This is a genomic window from Rubricoccus marinus (assembly GCF_002257665.1).
Lineage (GTDB): Bacteria > Bacteroidota > Rhodothermia > Rhodothermales > Rubricoccaceae > Rubricoccus > Rubricoccus marinus.
In genome coordinates this window covers 1578258-1597798 of the sequence record NZ_MQWB01000001.1, presented here as the reverse complement: position 1 = coordinate 1597798, position 19541 = coordinate 1578258, and the positions used below count along the sequence as shown (strand labels likewise).

18 protein-coding genes are annotated in these 19541 nt (G+C 68.1%); 14 read left to right on the top strand and 4 right to left on the bottom strand.

Features of this window, described 5'->3' with window-relative positions; translation table 11 throughout:
- The first annotated feature begins 71 nt into the window (after window positions 1–71).
- On the top strand, window positions 72–338 hold the full coding sequence (locus tag BSZ36_RS06610; protein WP_094547164.1) for a NifU N-terminal domain-containing protein: 267 nt from the start codon (window positions 72–74) through the stop codon (window positions 336–338).
- On the opposite strand, the gene BSZ36_RS06605 is transcribed toward BSZ36_RS06610, so the two are convergent.
- Complete coding sequence (locus BSZ36_RS06605) at window positions 335–844, bottom strand: MOSC domain-containing protein (RefSeq protein WP_218827592.1); 510 nt, start codon at window positions 842–844, stop codon at window positions 335–337. The genes BSZ36_RS06610 and BSZ36_RS06605 overlap by 4 nt on opposite strands.
- Between BSZ36_RS06605 and BSZ36_RS06600 the strand changes: the two genes are divergently transcribed.
- Complete coding sequence (locus BSZ36_RS06600) at window positions 843–1547, top strand: NAD(P)H-binding protein (protein WP_094547159.1); 705 nt, start codon at window positions 843–845, stop codon at window positions 1545–1547. The two genes, BSZ36_RS06605 and BSZ36_RS06600, sit on opposite strands and share 2 nt — an antisense overlap.
- Window positions 1548–1570: 23 nt before the next feature.
- Window positions 1571–1723 carry a hypothetical protein gene (locus tag BSZ36_RS19315; protein WP_179271058.1) on the top strand — a complete coding sequence of 51 codons (153 nt, stop codon included), beginning with the start codon at window positions 1571–1573 and terminating at the stop codon, window positions 1721–1723.
- A gap of 63 nt (window positions 1724–1786) precedes the next feature.
- Here BSZ36_RS19315 and BSZ36_RS06595 read toward each other — a convergent pair whose 3' ends face one another.
- A complete protein-coding gene (locus BSZ36_RS06595) occupies window positions 1787–4801 on the bottom strand; it encodes a M16 family metallopeptidase (protein WP_094547157.1) in 3015 nt (1004 codons plus the stop codon).
- A 160-nt stretch (window positions 4802–4961) separates the two neighbouring features.
- On the opposite strand from BSZ36_RS06595, the gene BSZ36_RS06590 reads away from it, so the two are divergent.
- The 7 genes from BSZ36_RS06590 to BSZ36_RS06560 all read left to right on the top strand — a co-directional run bounded on the left by BSZ36_RS06590 (window position 4962) and on the right by BSZ36_RS06560 (window position 11745).
- Window positions 4962–6203 carry a bifunctional alpha/beta hydrolase/OsmC family protein gene (locus BSZ36_RS06590; protein ID WP_094547155.1) on the top strand — a complete coding sequence of 414 codons (1242 nt, stop codon included), beginning with the start codon at window positions 4962–4964 and terminating at the stop codon, window positions 6201–6203.
- Between the two features lie 62 nt (window positions 6204–6265).
- Window positions 6266–7657 (top strand): ergothioneine biosynthesis protein EgtB, encoded by a 1392-nt coding sequence (gene egtB / locus BSZ36_RS06585; RefSeq protein ID WP_094547153.1) that lies wholly within the window; start codon window positions 6266–6268, stop codon window positions 7655–7657.
- A 3-nt stretch (window positions 7658–7660) separates the two neighbouring features.
- Entirely contained in the window at window positions 7661–8632 is a 972-nt protein-coding gene (gene egtD, locus BSZ36_RS06580; protein ID WP_094547151.1) for an L-histidine N(alpha)-methyltransferase, read from the top strand.
- An 86-nt stretch (window positions 8633–8718) separates the two neighbouring features.
- Entirely contained in the window at window positions 8719–9957 is a 1239-nt protein-coding gene (locus BSZ36_RS06575; protein ID WP_094547149.1) for a cysteine desulfurase, read from the top strand.
- An 11-nt stretch (window positions 9958–9968) separates the two neighbouring features.
- Window positions 9969–10397, top strand: coding sequence for a SufE family protein (locus BSZ36_RS06570; protein ID WP_094547147.1), 429 nt, complete (start codon window positions 9969–9971; stop codon window positions 10395–10397).
- 91 nt (window positions 10398–10488) lie between these two features.
- A complete protein-coding gene (locus tag BSZ36_RS06565; RefSeq protein ID WP_094547145.1) occupies window positions 10489–10791 on the top strand; it encodes an FtsB family cell division protein in 303 nt (100 codons plus the stop codon).
- Window positions 10792–10839: 48 nt separating this feature from the next.
- Complete coding sequence (locus BSZ36_RS06560) at window positions 10840–11745, top strand: ion transporter (protein WP_094547143.1); 906 nt, start codon at window positions 10840–10842, stop codon at window positions 11743–11745.
- 18 nt (window positions 11746–11763) lie between these two features.
- On the opposite strand, the gene BSZ36_RS06555 is transcribed toward BSZ36_RS06560, so the two are convergent.
- Together BSZ36_RS06555 and BSZ36_RS06550 are read right to left on the bottom strand one after the other, a co-directional pair.
- The gene (locus BSZ36_RS06555) at window positions 11764–14148 is read right to left on the bottom strand and encodes a GWxTD domain-containing protein (RefSeq protein WP_094547141.1); all 2385 of its coding nucleotides are present in this window, start codon (window positions 14146–14148) and stop codon (window positions 11764–11766) included.
- A 241-nt stretch (window positions 14149–14389) separates the two neighbouring features.
- A complete protein-coding gene (locus tag BSZ36_RS06550) occupies window positions 14390–15181 on the bottom strand; it encodes an RDD family protein (RefSeq protein ID WP_094547139.1) in 792 nt (263 codons plus the stop codon).
- Window positions 15182–15231: 50 nt separating this feature from the next.
- Between BSZ36_RS06550 and BSZ36_RS06545 the strand changes: the two genes are divergently transcribed.
- From BSZ36_RS06545 to BSZ36_RS06530, 4 genes are read left to right on the top strand one after another with little or no spacing between them, the layout of a single operon-like run.
- Complete coding sequence (locus tag BSZ36_RS06545) at window positions 15232–16215, top strand: stage II sporulation protein M (protein ID WP_094547137.1); 984 nt, start codon at window positions 15232–15234, stop codon at window positions 16213–16215.
- On the top strand, window positions 16208–17275 hold the full coding sequence (locus BSZ36_RS06540) for a hypothetical protein (RefSeq protein ID WP_094547135.1): 1068 nt from the start codon (window positions 16208–16210) through the stop codon (window positions 17273–17275). Before BSZ36_RS06545 ends, BSZ36_RS06540 begins: the two co-directional genes overlap by 8 nt.
- Window positions 17272–18201, top strand: a complete 930-nt coding sequence (locus BSZ36_RS06535) for a DUF4129 domain-containing protein (protein ID WP_143536789.1) — start codon at window positions 17272–17274, stop codon at window positions 18199–18201. The genes BSZ36_RS06540 and BSZ36_RS06535 overlap by 4 nt, the downstream gene beginning before the upstream one ends.
- Window positions 18198–19523, top strand: a complete 1326-nt coding sequence (locus BSZ36_RS06530; RefSeq protein ID WP_094547132.1) for a DUF4350 domain-containing protein — start codon at window positions 18198–18200, stop codon at window positions 19521–19523. The genes BSZ36_RS06535 and BSZ36_RS06530 overlap by 4 nt, the downstream gene beginning before the upstream one ends.
- Window positions 19524–19541: the final 18 nt, after the last annotated feature.

Genomic DNA, 19541 nt, shown 5'->3' with positions numbered 1-19541 from the left:
ACAGGCCGTCGGGTTCGCGGAACTTCGGGAATCGCGGAGTCCTACACCACCTTCCTCTCTCATTGCGCCCCATGACGATCAACGCACGCCCGACGCCGAACCCTAACAGCCTCAAGTTCGAGGTCAGTGGTGCCACCCTTACCGAGGAGCGTCAACTCGCCTTTCACTCGTTGCGTGAGGCCGCGAGCGACGAGTTGGGGCACCTCCTGTTCGCCCTCCGCGGCGTCGAAAGTCTGTTGATCACGCCGCAATGGGTTACGGTGACCAAACAGGCCGCCGCCGATTGGGACCTGCTCTCTGAGGGTGTGGAACAGGTACTCAAGGAGCACCTGGGCTAAGGCAGCGCGAACCGCTCGGCCTCTGGCGCCAGAGGCACCACCGTGTCGCCCTCGCGGATCTCTCCGCTGCTGAGAACGCGCGCGCGCAGACCGCCGCGCCGCACGAGGGCGTCGAAGATGCGGTCCTGCCCCGTCACGCGGATGAGGTACTTGCACGGGGCGCAGATCCTCAGCCCCTCCATCTGCACCGGCCCGACGCTGAACCGTTGTTTGAGCAGAGAACCCAGGTCTATGCCCTCGGTCACGAGGTTGCGCCGATGCTCGCCTTCCCCGACGGCCACGCCGAACGCGCCAGCGGCCTCGTCCAGCGCCTCTTGCGCGATAAGGGTCACCTCGCGGACTGGCCCCGGCCACCGGCTAAACGAACCGACGCCCGCCCAGTAGCGGTCGCCCTCCAGCCCTCGGCCCGCGACGGCGCGCACACGCTCAACGCGGCGCACGGGAGCCCCGGCCTCTGGCGCGATGTAGATGGATCTGACGTGCCCGCTCATTCCCCAGTTTAGCATGCCCGACCGCACCGCCTCCGGCCGCTCTCTCCTGCTCCTCGGCGCCAGCGGCCTCGTCGGCGGCCACGTGCTCCGCCACGCGGCGCACGACCCGGCGTGGGGCCGCGTCGTCACGCTGGGCCGGCGCCCGATGCCTCTGGCGTCCGGGACGCACGAGCACCACGTCGTGGACTTCCGCGATCTGGACGCGCACGCCGACCTCTTCGGCTGCGACGCCGTCGCGTGCTGCCTCGGCACGACGATCAAGACGGCGGGCTCGCAAGAGGCCTTTCGGTTCGTGGACTACGACCTGCCTCTGGCGGCGGCGCGGCTCGCGCACACCAGAGGCGCCCGCGCCTATGGGCTCGTGAGCGCGTACGGCGCCGATGCCGACTCGCGGATCTTCTACAACCGCACCAAGGGCGAGGCCGAGGACGCGGTCCGCGCGGTTGGCTTCGAGCACGTCGTTCTGATGCGGCCGTCCCTGCTCACCGGCGACCGCGACGAAGACCGGACCGGCGAGAAGATCGGCGAGGCGTTGCTGAGGGTCTTCAACCCCGTTCTGATTGGCCCGTTGCGCCCGCTTCGCCCCACGCCCGCCGAGGACGTAGCCGTGGTGCTCACCGCGACTCTTGCGTCGGCTACGGCCTCTGGCGTCGAAATCGTGGAGCCCGTGGAGATCCGCGCACGCGCGACGGAACTGCAAAGCGCCAGCAACGCGTAAGCCCCTCCCCTTTTCCCACTCCGATGCCCGACTACGACCTCCCTTCCCCTCAGGACGCCTCCGCCGACCAACCCGTCACCGAGGTCGATCAGGAAACCCCGCCCACCATCCACGGCCGCGCCGACGACGATACGGACGTGCGCGACGATGACGGCGACACGGACCTGCCGGAGTAGCGCCGGGCAAAGAGGACGCCTCTGGCGCCAGAGGCCAGGGCGTCCATGCGTGGGCGCGTTGCCTTACTCGAAGACCGGCCGCTCGAACACGTTCTCGACCGGGATTACGGTCACGTCGCCCGGCGCGAGGTCGAGATCGTACACCTCGATGATGGCGTCCTCGGCCAGCACCTCGGGCGATTTTTCCGAAGCGTACGTCATCGGGCTCGGCGTGCCGAGAATGAGTTCGTCATGGAGCCGGCCCGCGTTGGGCGCGATCATGACCACATCCATCCGGTCCGGCGTGATGTGCTCGCGGATGGCGCGATTCACGTCGGCCAGCGTGAGCGCCGCGAGTTCGGAACGGTACCACGTCACGTAGTCCATCAACCCGTAGTAGGTCTGGTCCTGCGTGTACCCCAGACGGCGGCCTTGCGTGCTCACGAGGAGCGCGACGTACTTGGACAGGAAGGCTCGGGTGTTCTCGAAGTCCTCTTGGCTCAGGCCGTCCGCCACCAGCTTGTCGAGTTCGTACTTCGCGATGCGGAGCGCGAAGTGCGCCTGCTCCGGCGGGACGGGGCGGATCCAGACCTGGAAGATCTGTGAGCTTCGCGCGAGGCCAGCAGGCGGCATCGTGGAGAACATGCCACCGGGGTAGTACTCGATGTAGGCGTAGTCCCCGTAGTTCATCCCTCGGACCTCGCGGATGCGCTGAAACAGGTGCGCCGAGGAGTTCCGGTGCTCGCCCAGCCACGACCGCACAAGGTCCAGCGCGACAAAGTCAGGATGCTCGCGCGTCACTCCAATGGGGTGGCCCATCGAGATCGCAACGGCGCGCGCGTCGGGCTTCTCGACGAGCGTCACGGCGAGGCCGCCAGAGGCCTCTGGCGCGTCGGGTACGGCCGCCCTCGCGGCGCCAGAGGCGGGAAGCATGGCGAGGTTCGCGCGGATCTGTGAGAGGTCCGCGTCCGAGATGTCGCCCGCCACGCCGAGCGTGAGGCGGTCCAACGTGTAGTGCTCGCGGTAGAAGCGGCGCACGTCATCCAGGGTGAGCGCGTCGACGGCTTCGGCGTGGCCCGCGTTGAGGTGACCGTAGGGGTGCCCGGCGTAGAGACGTTCGTAGAGCACCTCTTTGCCCAGTTCCTCGTCGTTCCCGGCGCGGAGGCCGGTGCGGATCGCGTTGAGTGTCTGCGTCTTGACGCGCGAGAAGTCCTCCTGGCGGAAGCCCGGCTCCAGAATCATACGGCCGACCACGTCCCAGTACGCCTCCAGGTTGTCGCGGTGGACCGTCCCGGCGAGCGTCGTCACCTCCTTATCCACCTGTGCGCCGATCCCAGCTGCGAGCGGAAACAGGGCTTGCTGGATCTCGGAATAGTACCGCGTACGGCTCCCGGCGTCGGTGATCATCTGCGCGGTAATCGCGGCAAGCCCTTCCTTCCCCTCGGGATCGTCCGCGGCGCCAGAGGCGAACTGGAGGCGGAGCGAGACGAGCGGACTGGGGCTCGGCTGGGGCAGCACGCGGACGGCCTCGGGGTCGCCGGGCGCCAGAGGCACCCGCGGGCTGTCCCCACTCATGTCGCTCGCCATCGGCGGCCGGTTGCCGCGCTGCGTGCCCTCGTACGCCCGTCGTGCCTCGGCCACGTGCGTGTCCACGCTGCCCGCCGCCATCGCCTGGGGCGAGAGCGCGCCCTGCGCGAGCGTGACGACGACCATGTTGCGGTCGGTAAACGTGCGGGCGGCCACCTCGCGGACGGCCTCTGGCGTGATAGAGGCGTAGGTGCGGTAGATCTCGTTGAGCGTCTGCGGATCGCGCGTGACCGAGAGGACCGGCACGATGGCGTCTGCGATGGCCTTGGTGTTGTCCAGCCCCGCGGCGAAGCCGTAGGTAAGAGCGCTCTTGAGGTCCGCGAGCTTCGCAGCCTCTGGCGGCTGGACCGTGAGGCGCGCGAGTTCCTTCTGGATCTCGTCGCGCACGTAGGCGGCGTCGGCGGGATCGGTCACGCGGGCGAGAACCGTGAGCAGGCCGGGATCGCGGGAATCCGGGAACGAGGCGGCGAGCACGTCGGCCACTTGTTCCTCCACCACGAGGCGCTGGTAGAGCGGGCTGCTCGGGCCGAAGCCGAGGCTGGAGATCACATCGAGCGCCTGCATGTCGCCAGAGGCCGCGTTGTCGTCCGTCGGGTAGGCGGCCGGGCCGCGGAAGGCGACCGTCACCCACGGCGGCGTCGGGCCGGCCCAGTCCACGTGCTCGTAGAGCGGTCCCGCCAGAGGCCGCTCCGTCGGCACGTTGGGCGGCGTGTAGCCGCGCTCCCAGGCGCCGAAATGCTTCTCGATCAGCGCAAACGTGGCCTCTGGCGCTACGTCACCGGCGATGAGCACGACGGCGTTCTCGGGGCGGTAGAAGCGGTCGAAAAAGGACTGCGCGTAGTCGTAGGCCTCAGGCATCGCCTCGATGTCTTCGAGGAAGCCCATCGTGGTGTGGCGGTACGTGTGGTCCCGGTACGCCGCCTTGCGCTGCACCTCGAACAGCTTCTGGATGGGGTTGGCGACGTTCTTGTTGTACTCCCCCAAGACCGCCAGCGCCTCGGTCCGGAAGTCAGCTTCGGAGTACGAGAGGTTTTGGAAGCGGTCGGCCTCCATCGCGAGCATCTGGTCTAAATCCTCGGCCAGGAGCGTCGTGTGGTAGACCGTGCGGTCGTCGGACGTGTACGCGTTCTGATCACCGCCCATCTGCTTGAGCGCCGTCTGGTACGCGTCGGCGCTCATCGTCTCCGTGCCCCTGAACATCATGTGCTCGAAAAAGTGCGCGAAGCCGGAGCGGCCGGGCTCCACTTCGTCTCGCGAGCCCGTCCCCATCACGATCTGAACGGAGACGATATCGGGCAGCCCGGTCGGGACAACGACGGCGCGCAGGCCGTTGGGGAAGTCCCGAACGGCCGCCTCGAACGGGTAGATGTCGGCGCCAGAGGCCTCGGCAGGGCGTTCCACCGGCGCGTTCGCCTCTGGCGGAGCCCCTTCGGGTCCGCCGGCGGTGTGGGAGCCTCCGCTGCACGCGGCGAGGGTGAGGGCGGTGGCAAAAACGGCGAGGCGGTGGAGCATCGAGAGGGACGGATCGGGAAGGACAGGAACGCCGGGCGCGCGAAACTAGCGCGGCATCGCGCGCGCCTTCGCGAGGGAAACGCGCCTCTGGCGCCAGAGGCCGCGCGAACGCATCGCGGGCTCGCCCGTCTTCTAGAACGACCGCACGCCCCACACGACAATGCCCCGCCAGGAACGCTTCGAGATTGAGAACGCCGACGGCCACGCCCTCGCGGCGCGCCTCCTGCTCCCCGACGGCGAGGTGCGAGCCACGGCGCTGTTCGCGCACTGCTTTACGTGCTCCAAAGACCTCCACGCCGTCCGGCGCGTCTCCCAGGGCCTGACCGCGCACGGCTACGCCGTCCTCTCGTTCGACTTTACCGGACTGGGAGAGAGCGAGGGGGACTTCGCAGACACGTCGTTCTCCTCCACCGTTGCGGACCTCGTGCACGCGGCGCGCCACCTCGGCGCCAGAGGCCTGCCGCCGTCGCTGCTCGTGGGCCACTCGCTGGGCGGGGCCGCCGTCCTGGCCGCCGCTGGCGCGCTTCCCAAGGTCCGGGCCGTCGCGACGATCGGCGCGCCGTGCGACCCCGGGCACATCCGGCACCTGTTCGTAGACCGCGAGGCCGACATCGCCGCCAGAGGCGAGGCGGAGGTCTCCATCGGCGGGCGCCCCTTCTGCATCCGACAGCAGTTCCTGGACGACCTCGCGAGTCACCAGACCATGCGCGAGAGGATCGCCGCGTTAGGCCGCCCCCTCCTCGTGCTCCACAGCCCGATGGATCAAACCGTCGGCATCGAGCAGGCGCGGCACATCTTTGGAGCGGCTCGGCATCCCAAAAGCTTTGTCGCGCTCGACGGCGCCGACCACCTCCTCACCCGGCGCGAGGACGCTGCGTTCGTCGCCGACGTGCTCGCGGCGTGGGCCGCGCGGTACCTCGGGATCGCCTCTGGCGAGCGCCCAACGCTTGATCAGCCGCCTAGAGCGTACGCCGATCCCACCGTGCGCGCGCACCTCGGCGCCAGCGGCTTCCGCACCGTGATGAGAGCCAGAGGCTTCAAATTCGCCGCCGACGAGCCCACAAGCATCGGCGGGACCGAGACCGCGCCGACACCCTACGACTACCTCGGCGCCGCGCTCGCCGCCTGCACCGCGATGACGCTGCGCATGTACGCCGGGCGCAAGGGGCTGCCGATGGACTCGGTGGACGTGACCGTGACGCACGCGAAGGTCCACGCCGAGGACTGCGCCAACTGCGAGGCCTCTGGCGTCAAGCTGGACCGCCTCACGCGAACCATCACCATCCATGGCGATCTCACGGGCGCCCAGCGCCAGAGGCTGCTGGAAATTGCCGACCGCTGCCCGGTGCACCGGACGCTCGAAAGCGAGATCGACGTCGTCACCATTGGGGAAACGCCCTAGGCACAGGGTGGAATCACGCGCGGGAGGCGCGCGTAATCCGCACGCCCCTCCCTTCGTCCCCTATGCCTGCCACCCTTCTCGAGACGCCAGAGGCTGTCGTCTGCTCCTCCCTCTCGGCACGCTTTGCCGCTGTCCGCGCCCAGACCGAGCACCTCTGCGATCCTCTGGCAACGGAGGACTACGTGGTGCAGGCGATGGAGGACGTCTCGCCGACGAAGTGGCACTTGGCGCACACGACGTGGTTCTGGGAGACCTTCGTGCTCGCGGAGTACGCCGAGGGATATGAGTTGCACGACGCGCGCTACCCGTTCCTCTTCAACTCCTACTACGTGCAGGCCGGCGAGCGCCACTGCCGCGCCCAGCGTGGCTACCTCTCGCGCCCGACCGTCCAGGAGGTGTTCGCCTACCGCCACGCGGTGACGGAAGCGATGCAGGACTTCCTCGCGGGCTTCGACGAACGCCAGAGGCCGGACGTCGCCGACGTGATCGAGATCGGTCTGCACCACGAGCAGCAACACCAGGAGCTGATGCTGACCGACCTCAAGTACGTGTTCTCGGTCAACCCACTCCGTCCCGTCTACCGCTCCCGTCCACCGGAGGAGTCAGCAGACCCCGGGCCTCTGGCGTGGGTGGAGCAAGCCCCGGGCGTGACGCCCATCGGCTTCGAGGCGCCAGAGGCGGAGACGACGCGCGAGCGGTTCCACTTCGACAACGAGGCGCCGCGCCACCGTGTCTACTTGGAGCCCTTTGCCCTTGCAGACCGGCTGGTGACCGCAGGCGAGATGATGTACTTCGTCGAGGACGGCGGCTACGCGCGCCCCGAGTTCTGGCTGAGCGAGGGCTGGGCAACGGCGCAGGAAGAAGGCTGGACCTGCCCGTTCTACTGGGAGCCGCCTGGCGTCAACAGCGGGACGTGGGAGCATTTCACGCTCGCCGGGATGCGCCCCATCGACCCGCACGAGCCGGTCACCCACGTCTCCTTTTACGAAGCCGACGCGTTCGCGCGCTGGGCCGATCTCAGCGGGTTCGCCTCTGGCGCGCGCCTCGCGAGCGAGGCCGAGTGGGAAGCGGCGTCGCGGACCGTCTGGAACGGCACCACGGCCGACGGCACGGCGCCCGGCTCGTACGTAGACAGGGGCCGCCTCCACCCCGCTCCCGCGCCAGAAGCCGGGTGGGTGGCTGGCGGCGACGGAGCGCCGGCGGCGCCCGCGCTCCGCCAGATGTTCGGTGAGGTGTGGCAGTGGACCGAGAGCGCCTACCGCCCCTTCCCAGGCTACCGTGCCGCCCCCGGTGCGCTTGGCGAGTACAACGGCAAGTTCATGTCCAACAAGATGGTGCTCCGCGGCGGCAGCGTCGCCACGCCTCAGTCCCACATCCGGCCCACATACCGCAACTTCTTCCCCCTTGACGCCACGTGGCAGTTCACCGGCATCCGGCTGGCGAAGAGCCTGTAACCGATGCCCGATTCCGCCCTCGCCTCTGGCGCCACAACCGCGGCAGACGCCTTCCGTCGCGACGTCCTCTCCGGCCTGCGAAAGAGCCAGAAAACGCTCCCTAGCAAGTACCTCTACGACGCCAGAGGCTCAGAACTCTTCGACCAGATTACCCGGCTGGACGTGTACTACCCGACCGAGACCGAGCGTGCGATCCTGCGCGAGCACATCGGTGAGATCGCGGCCGCCATCGGGGATCGACCGATCGTGGTGGAGTACGGGAGTGGGTCGAGCGACAAAACGCGGATTTTGCTGGAAGAGCTCCAGCACGAGATCGCGGCGTACGTGCCGATCGACATCTCACCTTCTGCGTTAGGCGACGCGGCGGAGCGTTTGCGCCAGAGGTATCCCGCGATGGAGGTGCTGCCGGTCGCGGCGGACTACACGAGGCCTCTGGCGTTGCCGGAGTTGCCCCCGCACGACCACATCGTGGTGTTCTTTCCCGGCTCCACGATCGGTAACTTCGAGGCCGACGAGGCACGAGCGTTTTTCGCGCAAGCGGCGCGCGTCGCGGGCTCTGGCCGAGGCACTGGAGGGCTCCTGATCGGCGCCGATCAGCGCAAGCCGCTCGACGTGCTGATCCCCGCATACGACGACCCTGAGGGCGTCACCGCCGCGTTCAACCTCAACCTCCTCACGCGCATCAACCGCGAGCTAGACGCTGACTTCGACCTTGGCCTCTGGCGCCACGAGGCACGCTGGAACGAGAACGAGAGCCGGATCGAGATGCACCTCGTAAGCCAAGCCGATCAGCGCGCGACGGTTGCGGGCGAGGCCTTCGCATTCGCCTCTGGCGAGACGATCCACACCGAGATCTCCACCAAATACGGTCCTGAGGGCCTTGCCGACCTCGCCGCCGACGCGGGCTGGACGCGGCAGGACCGGTGGACCGACGCCCGCTCTTGGTTCGCGGTCGAGCGCTACACGCTGGGCTGAGCACCCGCCTGGATCTACGCCTGGATTTCGCCGTCGCCCCGGGCCTCTGGCGAGAATCGCCGCGCGCGGAGGTGCGTACTTGGGGCATGACCGCACACACAGCACCCTTCGACGTCGATCGCGTCCGCGCCGACTTCCCGATCCTGACCCGAGAGGTCCACGGCAAGCCCCTCGTCTACCTCGACAACGCCGCGACCACCCAGAAGCCCCGGGCTGTCTTGGACCGCCTCGCGCGCTACTACAGCCACGAAAACGCCAACGTCCACCGCGGCGTCCACTTTCTGAGCGCCGACGGAACCGAGCACTACGAAGAGGCCCGCCGCTCTGTGCAACGCTTTGTCGGCGCCGAGCATGCGCGCGAGGTCGTGTTCACGCGCGGCACGACCGAGAGCATCAACCTCGTGGCCCACGGGTTCGCCAGAGGCGGATTCCTGGCCTCTGGCGACGAGATTCTGGTCTCCGCCCTGGAGCACCATGCGAACGTGGTCCCGTGGCAGATGGCCGCCGAGGTGACCGGCGCGACGCTCCGCGTGATTCCGATGACCGACCGGGGCGATCTGGACCTCACGGACCTCGACAGCCTGATCAACGAGCGGACGCGCATCGTGGCCGTTACGCACACCTCCAACGCGCTCGGGACGGTCACGCCTCTGGCGAAGATCATCGCCGCAGCACGCGCGATGGATGTGCCCGTGCTCGTAGACGGCGCGCAGGCCACGCCCCACGCGGCGGTAGACGTGCAAGCACTCGGCGCCGACTTCTTCGTGTTCTCCAGCCACAAGACCTACGGCCCGACTGGGATCGGCGTGCTTTGGGGCCGCGAGGCGTGGCTGGACAAGCTGCCCCCCTACCAGGGCGGCGGCGACATGATCGAGAACGTCACGTTCGAGAAGACGACCTATACAGGGTTGCCGGGCAAGTTCGAAGCCGGGACGCCGCACGTGGCGGGGGGCATTGGCCTGGGCGCCGCCGTGGAGTACCTGATGGACCTCGGGATGGAGAACGTCGCTGCGCATGAAGCCGACCTCGTCTCTTACGCCGAGGCGCAGCTCGGCGCCGTGGAAGGTCTCACGTTCGTGGGCACGCCAGAGGCGCGTGCCAGCGCCATCTCCTTCCTGCTCGACGGCATCCACCCGTACGATGCTGGGACCGTTCTGGACCGGCTCGGCATCGCCGTTCGCACCGGGCAGCATTGCGCGCAGCCGGTCATGGACCGCCTGGGCGTGCCCGGGACCGTCCGCGCCTCGTTCGGCCTGTACAACACCCGCGCCGAGGTCGACGTGCTGATCGACGGCCTCTCGCGCGTCCGCACTCTGTTCGGCTAGCCTCTGGCGTTATGACTTCCCCCGCAGACACGCTCGACAGCCGCCAACGCGCCATCGCTGAGGAGTTCGCGTTCCTCACCGATTGGATGCTGCGCTACGAGCACCTCATCGAGCACGCCAAGACGATGCCGCCGCTGGCGCCAGAGGCCCGGACGGACGACCGCCTCGTGCGGGGTTGCCAGTCCAAGGTGTGGCTCCACACGTGGCAGGAGGACGCCTCTGGCGAAACGCGTTTCCGCGTCGAGGCCGACTCCGAGGCGCAGATCGTTCGCGGCCTCGCGTCGCTTCTCGTCCGAGCCCTGGACGGGCTCCCGCCGGATGTCGTCTCCGACGCCGATCTGTGGTTCCTGAAAGAGACCGGCTTGGCGGAACACTTGTCTCCCAACCGCGCAAACGGTTTGGACGCGATGGTGCGCCAGATTCGCGAGGCCGCAGCCTAGCCCTGCAGCGGCGCCCCTCGCGGCGCCAGAGGCCAGGGGTTGCCTTTCGCGGTGATTGTGGTGCACCTTGCGGCGTTCCGCCTCCCCGTCCATGTCCATCCGCGAACGCCTGACCGGCACCACGACTCGCCGCCGTGTCCTCCTCGTAGGCGCGATCGCGCTGGGTCTGTGGGTCGCGTTTCTCGACAGCCACAGTCTGGTTCGTCGCGCGCTCTACGCGCGCGACCTCGGACGCATCGAGGCAGAGAACGAGTCGCTGCGGCAGGAGAACGCCGAACTCCAAGCCGCCATCGACGCGGACCTGGACGACGCGACGGTCGAAAAGGTGGCGCGCGAGCAGTACGGCATGCGGCGCCCCGGCGAAACAGTCTACCGCGTCGTCACCACGGAGTAGCCTCTGGCGCCGACGTGAGCCGGCCCGCCAGAGGCGGTAGGTTCGGGCATGGCTGATCCCGCTCCTGCTTCAGGCCGCCTGCGCGCGCGGCTGTATTCCATCGTCTTCCACGCGGACGACCCCTTGGGCAAGGCGTTCGACGTGGCGCTGATTTTCGCCATCGTGGCGAGCGTGGTGGTGGTGATGCTGGAAAGCGTCGCGTCGGTCCAGGCACGGATTGCTGGGGGCCTCCGCATCGCGGAATGGGTGTTCACGATCCTGTTCACGATCGAGTACCTCCTCCGCCTCCGGCTGGTCGAGCGCAAGCGGGACTACGCGCTCAGCTTTTTCGGCATCGTGGACCTCCTATCGGTCCTGCCCACATACATCAGTCTGTTCGTCGCGGGCGCTCAGGCGTTGCTCGTGGTACGGATCCTGCGCGTGCTCCGCATCTTCCGAGTGCTCAAGCTGGCGCACTACGTCAACGAGGCGGAATCGCTGGGGCGCGCCCTCGCCGCGAGCAAGCGGAAGATCCTCGTGTTCATCTTTGTCGTCCTGACCATCGTCACGGTCATGGGATCGATGATGTACGTCATCGAGGGTGGCGAGAACGGGTTTACGTCCATCCCGCAAAGCGTGTACTGGGCCGTCGTCACGCTTTCTACCGTCGGCTTCGGCGACATCTACCCGGTGACGCCGCTCGGGAAGGCGCTGGCGTCGGTCATCATCATGATGGGCTACGGCATCATCGCCGTCCCGACCGGCATCGTCACCGTAGAACTCAACCGGGAGCGCGAGCACGAAGAGGCCGCGAGACGCCACGAGGAGTGCCCCCGGTGTGGCCTGGGCGAGCACGACGCCGACGCCCGCTTCTGCAAGCGGTGCGGCACGAGCATCATGCGCGCGACGCCAGAGGCCTCTGGCGAGACCGCGCCGGAGTCGGGCGCAAGAGTTGCCGCGCCCTCCTCGGCCTAGCCTCTGGCGCCAGAGGCGCTACTCCAGCAGGAGGTCCACCTCGCGCTCGGTGCGCTGCCCGGAGACGCGGTCTTCGATGCGGAGCGTGAGCGTGTAAACGCCCGGATCCTGACCCGTCGCGTCGAGCAAGACGTATTGCCGGGCCTCCTCGCTCGTCCCCTGCGCCGGGAACGAGGTGGAAACGCCTCTGGCGCGACCGCCAAAGATCCGCTTCGCGAGGCGTGCGAGCCCGCGCGACCGGTCCTTCGGGATAAGCTGCGCCTCCACGTCGTAGCCGCTCTGGCCGTTGTCCAACCCCAGGCCGTAGACCTCGAAATACACCGCGATGGGATCGCCAACGGTGTACACGCCCCATGGCGCGGGCTGGATGGCGAAGTCCCCGCGCTGGACGCGGCCAGGCCCCGCCGTCGCCCCCTCCTCCACCTGAATGGCGAGGAGCAGACTGGAGAGCATCAGATCGGTGCCGGTGAAGTCCGGGACCTCCACGGCCTCGCGGTGCACACCGGCGACGGTCCCGTTGGCGGTTTCGAACTCGACCGAGACCTCGTAGTCGCCGGGGGGCGCCGTGACCTGCTCGCTCCCCACCCAGAGGCGGACCTCTTTGTACGGCACCACCTGATCCGTCCGAAGCCCATAGAGCGTTTTGCGGCGCTCGGCCAGAAGCACGTTGTCCGTCCCCACGAGGAAGGCGCCCGTCTTGATCGTCGCCGGAATGGTGCCGTCGCGGCCCGTGGCCTCTGGCGCCAGAGGCACGCCGAAGTGGACGTACACCTCGGCCTCGCGTCCGCTGGAGCGGAAGGCGCTGACGAGGGCGGGGATGTAGACCTCGCGGCCCGGCACCTCGAAGTCGTAGCGCTCGGGGTTCGTGCGGAACGCGCTGCGGGCTCGGAGCACGTAGTCCATCCGGTCAATGCCGCGAACGTTGAGCCCGAACAGGTCGGCGGGCGGCGAGTAGAGCGCGTACTCACCGTTGCGGTTGGGGTCCTCGAAGACGAACTGCTGATCGCCGTAGTCCCAGATGTTGAAGCGGTTGGCGAGGCCGAACATCTCCGGCGCGTTGAAGGACTCGTTGCGATCGGCGTACCGCTCCAGCACGACGCCGATGTCGCCCTCGACGATCAGGTCCTCTTTCGGAACGCCGTAGCGGACGTGGATCTGCCCGCGCTCGGTTTGCCAGCCCGGGAGGTTGAGGTCGTTGGAACGGTACAGCAGGTCCGCGGTGGTCAGGCGCGCGTAGTGCTCCAGCCGGCGCTCGTTAAAGGGGTTCAGGAAGCGCGGATCGCGAGAGCTCCAGAACCGGGCGGCGTAGACCTCTGGCGAGGCGCGGTATTCCTTTTCCTGGTCCGGCGAGAGCACGTACGTGAGATCCTCGAACACGGCGCGCTCCTCGGCGCTCATCTTTTCCAGCGCGTTCTTGAACGACGCCGCAGCGGCCTCCCACTCCCCGACACGGTGGTTCATGAGCCCGAGGTAGAGCCACATGTTGGGGTCGTCCGGGAAGTGGACGAACATCTCCGCCAGAGGCGCCCCGGCAAGCGTCCAGTCGCCGGAGAGCGCCGCGAGGCGCATCACGTCGTCGTAGAGCGAGCGACGGCGGGGGTCGCTTTTGAGCGACGCGCGGATGTGGACGAGGGCGAGTTCACGCGCCTGATCGGCGCGTTCGGTATAGCTGCCGGAGCCGAGGTTGCGGATCAGGCCCAGGTTGAACTGATTGCCGCGTGCGGCGGCGAAGTCGCCGGCTGCCGCCTCGCGGGTGGCGAGGTTGGTGCCGTCCATGACGTCCATTTCGGCAAACGCGGGATCGTCGAACTCGGCATCTCCCAGTCCGCCAGCCCCAGTGTCTCCGTCTAACTCGGGCTTGTCCGCCAACCTCTCGTCCTCGGCGCTCGTAAACGCGCCCACGGGATCGAAGCCGGCCCCGCTTGTCCAGATGGCGTTCCTGTACCGGTAGTACTCCGCGATGTGGAGCGTGGCGAGCTCCTCATGCGCAAAAGCGTTTGTGGAGTCCATTTCCAGCAAGCGCTCCGCGATCTGCCGTCTCTCGCGCGCTCGCAGGAGCTCGATAAAGAAGCCCCCGGACTCATCCCGGAGCGCTTCGAGCTCGGCGGTGAGGTACTCCGGGTTGCCAGGTGCGAGCGAGACCGCGCGGGCGACTGCCCGGCGCGAGCGCTTGATGTCCTGCTCTGGCGACCTGGCGCGGAGCGCGAGGCCCAGCCGGTAGTACGCCTCCGCGTCAGCCTCTGGCGAGTCCGTGGCCTGCTCCAGCAAGCGGATGGCCTCCGCCACGCGGCCGTCCTGGAACGCGGCCATCCCGCGCTGCACGAGGTCAGCGACCGACGAACTCTGAGCGTGCGCCAGAGGCGCGAGCGCGCACATCAGCGCGAGGAGAAACAACCGTCTCATTGTGGCAAGGAGAATCACTCGGAAATGGCCTCTGGCGACAGAAGCGGACAGCGTCAGAGTAGGGCACGACCGAGCGCCCTGTCGGGGCCAAACGGATGGACCGAACCCTCGGGCGCCTCAATGGGCGGAGAGCGCCGCGAACGGACCGCGAGCCCGTGCACGCCAGAGGCTCCAGGCGATAGAACGAGACCCTCGGCTCCGCAAGAAAAAACAGGGCCGTACCGCGGTCGTCGCCAGAGGCTCAGGCGTGTTGCCCGAAGCGGTCCAGGCGCGCCACGTGGTCGCGGACAATCGTGCGCAAAAACGCCTCAGGCGCGAGCCGTGTCGGCTCCAGGTCCAGGCGCCGCTCTACGGCGCGCTGCGCGCGCTCTGCTAGGGCCTGCGCGCGGCGGTCCCCTTTGGAGATCTGCAGCCGCGCGATCACCGCGCGAACGGTTCGGATCTCGGCGTCGCTCAGGTTTTCAGCCTCGGGGAAGACCGGCTCGTAGTCGTCCGGCACCATCGGGTAGAGCACGTTGATCCACTCCAGACGGCGCCTCTGGCGCACGACGGTCGTGCCCGCGGCGAGGTCCCCAAGACGCTGCGAGCGCTTGGTCAGGGCCACGCTGACAACAGCGACCACGCCGCTCGTCACGGTGACATCTACCAAGCGAAGAAGCCACCGCAAGAGGTATTGCGCGAGCGTCGGCTGTGCGCCGTCCAGTCGCGCGACGCGCGTGCTCATCACCATTTTGCCGACCGTGCGGCCCTCGAAGAGGACCTCCATGACGAGGTGGTACAGGAACGGCGGCAGCCACACCACGAGTAGCAGGAGCGCGAACGAGTCGGCGCCCATGTTGCCCAGCATCCACAGCGTCATCAGCATCCACGCGATCCCGATCACGATGTCGATAACCGTCGCCATGATGCGCTGCCCCACGCTGGCGGGCTCCAGCGCCAGAGGCACGTTCTGGGCAGTGCGGATCTCGAACGACAGGTCCACGGCAGGATCGGGAGTGGCGAAGACCGATGATACCGGTTCTGCACGCGGCATGTCCCCGTGCGATCTTGCGCGCAATCCGCCCCCGATGTCACCTACGAATCGTGAGAGAAGCCGTCTTCGTCCGACGACACGCCGACGACTGGAAACGGTTCGAGGACGGCCTGGCCTCTGGCGCCGCGCCCGACCCCGACGCGCTGACCGACGCCTACATCCGCGTCGGCGACGACCTCGCGTTTGCCAAGACGTTCTACCCGGGCTCTCCGACCGCGGCGTACCTCAACGACCTCTCGGCCGACATCCACGCGCGGGTGTACCGCAACCGCCGCGAGGAACGTGGCCGGTTCAAGCACTTCTGGGCGCGCGAGGTGCCGCTGGCGATGTACCAGGCTCGCCGCGCGATGACCGTGGCGCTCCTGCTGTTCCTGGGCGCGTGCGCCGTCGGGTTCATCTCCGCCTCTGGCGACGGCGAGTTCGCGCGGCTCATCATGGGCGACGGCTACGTCAACATGACGGAGGCCAACATCGAGAGCGGCGATCCTTTCGCGGTCTACAAAGACATGCGGCAGGACAACATGTCGGCATACATCGTGCAGAACAACATCCTCGTGTCGTTCCTCGCCTTCGTCGGCTTTATGCCGATGTTCGGAATCCCCGCGGGGTCGCTGGGGTCGGCGTGGGCGATGATTGGCAACGGGATCATGGTGGGCGCCTTCTACCACCTGTTCGCGAGCAACGGGCTCTCGCTGGAGTTCTTCCGCGTCGTGTTCATCCACGGCCTGCCGGAGCTCTCGGCCATCGCGATCGCGGGCGGCGCGGGGCTCACGATGTGGAACGCACTCCTCTTCCCCGGTACGTATCCGCGCCTGGAAGCCTTCGCCAGAGGCGCGCGGCGAGGCCTCAAAATCATCCTCGCGCTCGTCCCCGTGTTTCTCTACGCGGGCCTGCTCGAAGGCTTCGTGACGCGTTTGACCGACATGCCGGCCGTGCTGAGCTGGCTCATCATCGGGGCCTCTGGCGCCGCGATGCTGTGGTACTTCGTCCTCCTCCCTTGGCGCGTGGGCCGCGCCGTTTCTGATCATGCTTGAGATGTTTCCTGACCGCGGTCCCATCCGCTTCAACAAGCTTCGGGACGCGGGCAGCGTCATCAACGCGACCGTCGTGTTTCTCCGCCAGAACGCGCGCGAGTTGTTCGTCGGCTACATCGCGCTGGTGGCACCGTTCGCCATCATCGCCGGAATCGCGACGGCGCTGTACTTCCGCCGGTTCGGGGCGCTCATATCGGACCCCACGGCCCTGGAGAACGACCCGCTCCTGGTTCTTGACCTGTTCGGGCCGTCGTACTTCGTGCTCCTCCTGGGAAGTGTCCTCGCGTTCGGGGTCGGGCAGGCGGCGGTCTCCGCCTACGTCCGGCTGTACCGTGAGGGTGAAGTCGGCAACATCTCCGTCTCGTACCTCTGGGACGAGTCCAAAGGGCTGATCCTGCCCGTGATTGGGATGTACGTGCTGTACATGCTCATCGCGCTCTTAAGCGGAATCGTCGCGATCATCCCGTGCCTGGGCGCGCTGGTTTGGTTCGGGTTCCTGGTCTGGTCCATGCCGTACGCCCACGTGGTGTTCGCGTCCCGCATGACGGAGTCGTCCAGCATCGTAGAGGCGTATCAGCGCGCCCGCTATCTCGTCAAAGGCTCGTGGGGATTCGCGTTCGGCTCGCTGTTCCTCTCCTGGGTTCTCACCGCTGTCGCCATCATGGCGATCGCCATCCCGGTCTCGGTGATCCTCTCGTTGGTCTTCACCAACAGCGTCAGCGCGTCCGCGGACCCAACCGCGGCGCTATACGCTGCGGCCTACACCAACGTGCCGATCCAGATCGTCAGCATGGTGGCCTACATCATCCCCGCATTGGCGGCGTTTTTCGTGCACGGCCGGTTGGTCGAGGAGGTCGACGGCGCTGGCCTTGAGGACGAACTGGACATTTTTGATGCGGGCATCGAAGCCGCACCGAACTCCTCGTGGAACCGCCCCGAGCCCGGCAGGGGCGCACCTGACGCCCCTTCCGGCGACGAGACGATTGTCGATCCGGACGAGACGCTCCCTCCCGACGACGGCAACACCGGCGGCTTCCGCGGCGGGCGGTTCGGCTCGTGACCCCAGCGCGCGTCCCTCGGCTCCCGGCCGCTCGCCTCTGGCGCGGTCCGGGCGGGATCTCCGCCAGAGGCCTCTGGCGGGCGAGCGTGGTGGTGTGCGCACTTCTGGCGTCACCCGGGGCTCTCGCGCAGGAGGACGCACCGCCGCCTCCACCCGCACCGCCTCCCCCTCCTCCTGGGGCCGTCTACGAAGACCTCCCGATCTACGACGCCCCCGACTACCAGAGCGGGGACGAACCGGAGATCCTGGTCCCGACGGACTCGTTGGCCCCGAGAGAGGCGCCGTCCGATGTGCTCGCGCGCTACCGAAACGACCCGGCGTTTCAGTACGACTCGCCAGAGGCCGAGGGCCCATCGCTGTGGGACCGCCTGAAACGCTGGTTCGGCGAAAACGTCTTGGCTCCCATTCTCCAAGGGGCGACGAGCAGAGGCGGCTCGACCCTGCTGCTCTTGGCCGCCATTCTCGGGCTCGCGTGGGTGGTGACGCGCCTCTTGCGGGCCGACGTGGGGCCGCTGTTCGGACGCAAGGACCTCGACGCCTCTGGCGCCGAAGCCGGGCCGCTCATGGACGTGGACGACATCCTCGAGGTGAACGTCTCCTCGCTACTCGCCGATGCCCTCGCCAGAGGCGATCTGCGTGAGGCCGTCCGCTTCCGCTACGTCCTCGCGCTGCAGTCGCTCGCCGAGACGGGCGCCATCTCGTGGCGGCGCGACACCACCAACCGCGAGTACGTGCAGCAAGCGCGAGAGGCGGGCGGCGCCGCGCTCGCCGGTCCGTTCGCAGACGCCACACGCGCCTTCGATTACGTCTGGTACGGCGAACGCCCGGTCAACCGCGCGCGCTACAACACCCTGGAGCCGCTCTTCGAGCGCGTGGATCGCGCGGCGCGCGCGCCCCGCCAGAGGCCAGCCCCCGAAGCGGTATGAAGGGACGCGCACTTCTCTGGCTGGTCCTCTGCGGCGGCGGGCTCCTCGCCCTCGTCATCCTCACGGCGCCGACCCAACTAGACACGCGCATCCGCCTGGAGCGCGAGGGCAGCGCCCCGTTCGACGCCGAGGTGTTTTACGCCTCGCTGCCGGAATGGCTGGGCACGACCGTCACGCCCGTAGACGAGCCTCCTTTCGAGTTCCTCGCCGACACCACGCGGGCGGGCACGACATACATGTTCGTCTCGCGTGCCTTCGCGCCCGACCCGGACGAGGCCTCGCGGCTTCTGGCGTACGTCGCCAGAGGCAACACCGTCTTCGTCTCGGCGCACGTGCTCGGCGGCGCGATGTTCGACTCGCTCGGCACCGCGGACTCTTCGCGCGGCGAGCTGCGCGGGGTCCGCACCGAGTGGGAGGACGACCTCCCCTGGTTGCAGCGCAACGACCTCTCGGTCGACGACAGCCTGGACCTCTGGGCCTCTGGCGTGGACGGCACCTATGGCTTCCCGTTCACCGTCAACCGCGCGACGCTCTACGGCCTGGACTCCTCGCGCACGGAACTCCTGGGGACGCAGCACGACAGCGACAACATCGAGGAAGACCCCAACTACGTCCGCATCCGGCACGGCCGTGGAACCGTGCTCGTACACTCGGCGCCGCTGGCGCTGACCAACGCCGCCCTTACCGGCGAGGGCGATGGCGAGGCGTACATCGCGGGGCTTCTGGCGGCGCTCCCGTCGCAGCCGGTGTTCTGGGACGACTACACCAAGCCGTACCGCGCGCAGGCGCAGACGCCGCTGCGGTTCGTGCTGCAAACACCCGCGCTCGCGTGGGCCTACTGGCTGGGCCTACTGCTCATCATTCTGCTCATCCTCTTCAGAGGCCGGCGCTGGCAGCGCGCCATCCCGACCGTGAAGCCGCCGCCCAACGCGCAGCGCGAGTTTGCCCGGACCGTCGGGCGGCTGCACTTCACGCACGGCGATTCTCGCGCGCTGTTCAAGCGCAAGAGGCGCGTCTTTCTCGACCGGCTCCGCACCCGCTTGCGAATGTCCGCCCCGGACCTCTCCGCCGACGCGGCTCGCCGAGCGTCCCGCCGCGCTGGTGTGCCCGAAGAGGAAGGCCTGGCGCTGTTTGCCGTGCTCCGCCGCCTTGGCAAGCAGAGCGCGCCCCACGGCGCCGACCTCGTCGACCTCGACGCACGGCTCGACCGCTTTTTCCGCCACCTCGACGCGCCCGCGCGAACGTCCGCCTCTGGCGAAGACACGCGCGAGCCTTCGGGTGACGGGGCCGCCGCGCCCGCTCTCGCGCCAGAGGCCCGCTAGCTTCCCACCCCTTCCCCT

Coding starts and splice junctions, on each gene's coding strand:
- BSZ36_RS06610 (WP_094547164.1), top strand. CDS start 72: ATGACGATCAACGCACGCCCGACGCCGAACCCTAACAGCCTCAAGTTC.
- BSZ36_RS06600 (WP_094547159.1), top strand. CDS start 843: ATGCCCGACCGCACCGCCTCCGGCCGCTCTCTCCTGCTCCTCGGCGCC.
- BSZ36_RS06605 (WP_218827592.1), bottom strand. CDS start 844: ATGCTAAACTGGGGAATGAGCGGGCACGTCAGATCCATCTACATCGCG.
- BSZ36_RS19315 (WP_179271058.1), top strand. CDS start 1,571: ATGCCCGACTACGACCTCCCTTCCCCTCAGGACGCCTCCGCCGACCAA.
- BSZ36_RS06595 (WP_094547157.1), bottom strand. CDS start 4,801: ATGCTCCACCGCCTCGCCGTTTTTGCCACCGCCCTCACCCTCGCCGCG.
- BSZ36_RS06590 (WP_094547155.1), top strand. CDS start 4,962: ATGCCCCGCCAGGAACGCTTCGAGATTGAGAACGCCGACGGCCACGCC.
- egtB (WP_094547153.1), top strand. CDS start 6,266: ATGCCTGCCACCCTTCTCGAGACGCCAGAGGCTGTCGTCTGCTCCTCC.
- egtD (WP_094547151.1), top strand. CDS start 7,661: ATGCCCGATTCCGCCCTCGCCTCTGGCGCCACAACCGCGGCAGACGCC.
- BSZ36_RS06575 (WP_094547149.1), top strand. CDS start 8,719: ATGACCGCACACACAGCACCCTTCGACGTCGATCGCGTCCGCGCCGAC.
- BSZ36_RS06570 (WP_094547147.1), top strand. CDS start 9,969: ATGACTTCCCCCGCAGACACGCTCGACAGCCGCCAACGCGCCATCGCT.
- BSZ36_RS06565 (WP_094547145.1), top strand. CDS start 10,489: ATGTCCATCCGCGAACGCCTGACCGGCACCACGACTCGCCGCCGTGTC.
- BSZ36_RS06560 (WP_094547143.1), top strand. CDS start 10,840: ATGGCTGATCCCGCTCCTGCTTCAGGCCGCCTGCGCGCGCGGCTGTAT.
- BSZ36_RS06555 (WP_094547141.1), bottom strand. CDS start 14,148: ATGAGACGGTTGTTTCTCCTCGCGCTGATGTGCGCGCTCGCGCCTCTG.
- BSZ36_RS06550 (WP_094547139.1), bottom strand. CDS start 15,181: ATGCCGCGTGCAGAACCGGTATCATCGGTCTTCGCCACTCCCGATCCT.
- BSZ36_RS06540 (WP_094547135.1), top strand. CDS start 16,208: ATGCTTGAGATGTTTCCTGACCGCGGTCCCATCCGCTTCAACAAGCTT.
- BSZ36_RS06530 (WP_094547132.1), top strand. CDS start 18,198: ATGAAGGGACGCGCACTTCTCTGGCTGGTCCTCTGCGGCGGCGGGCTC.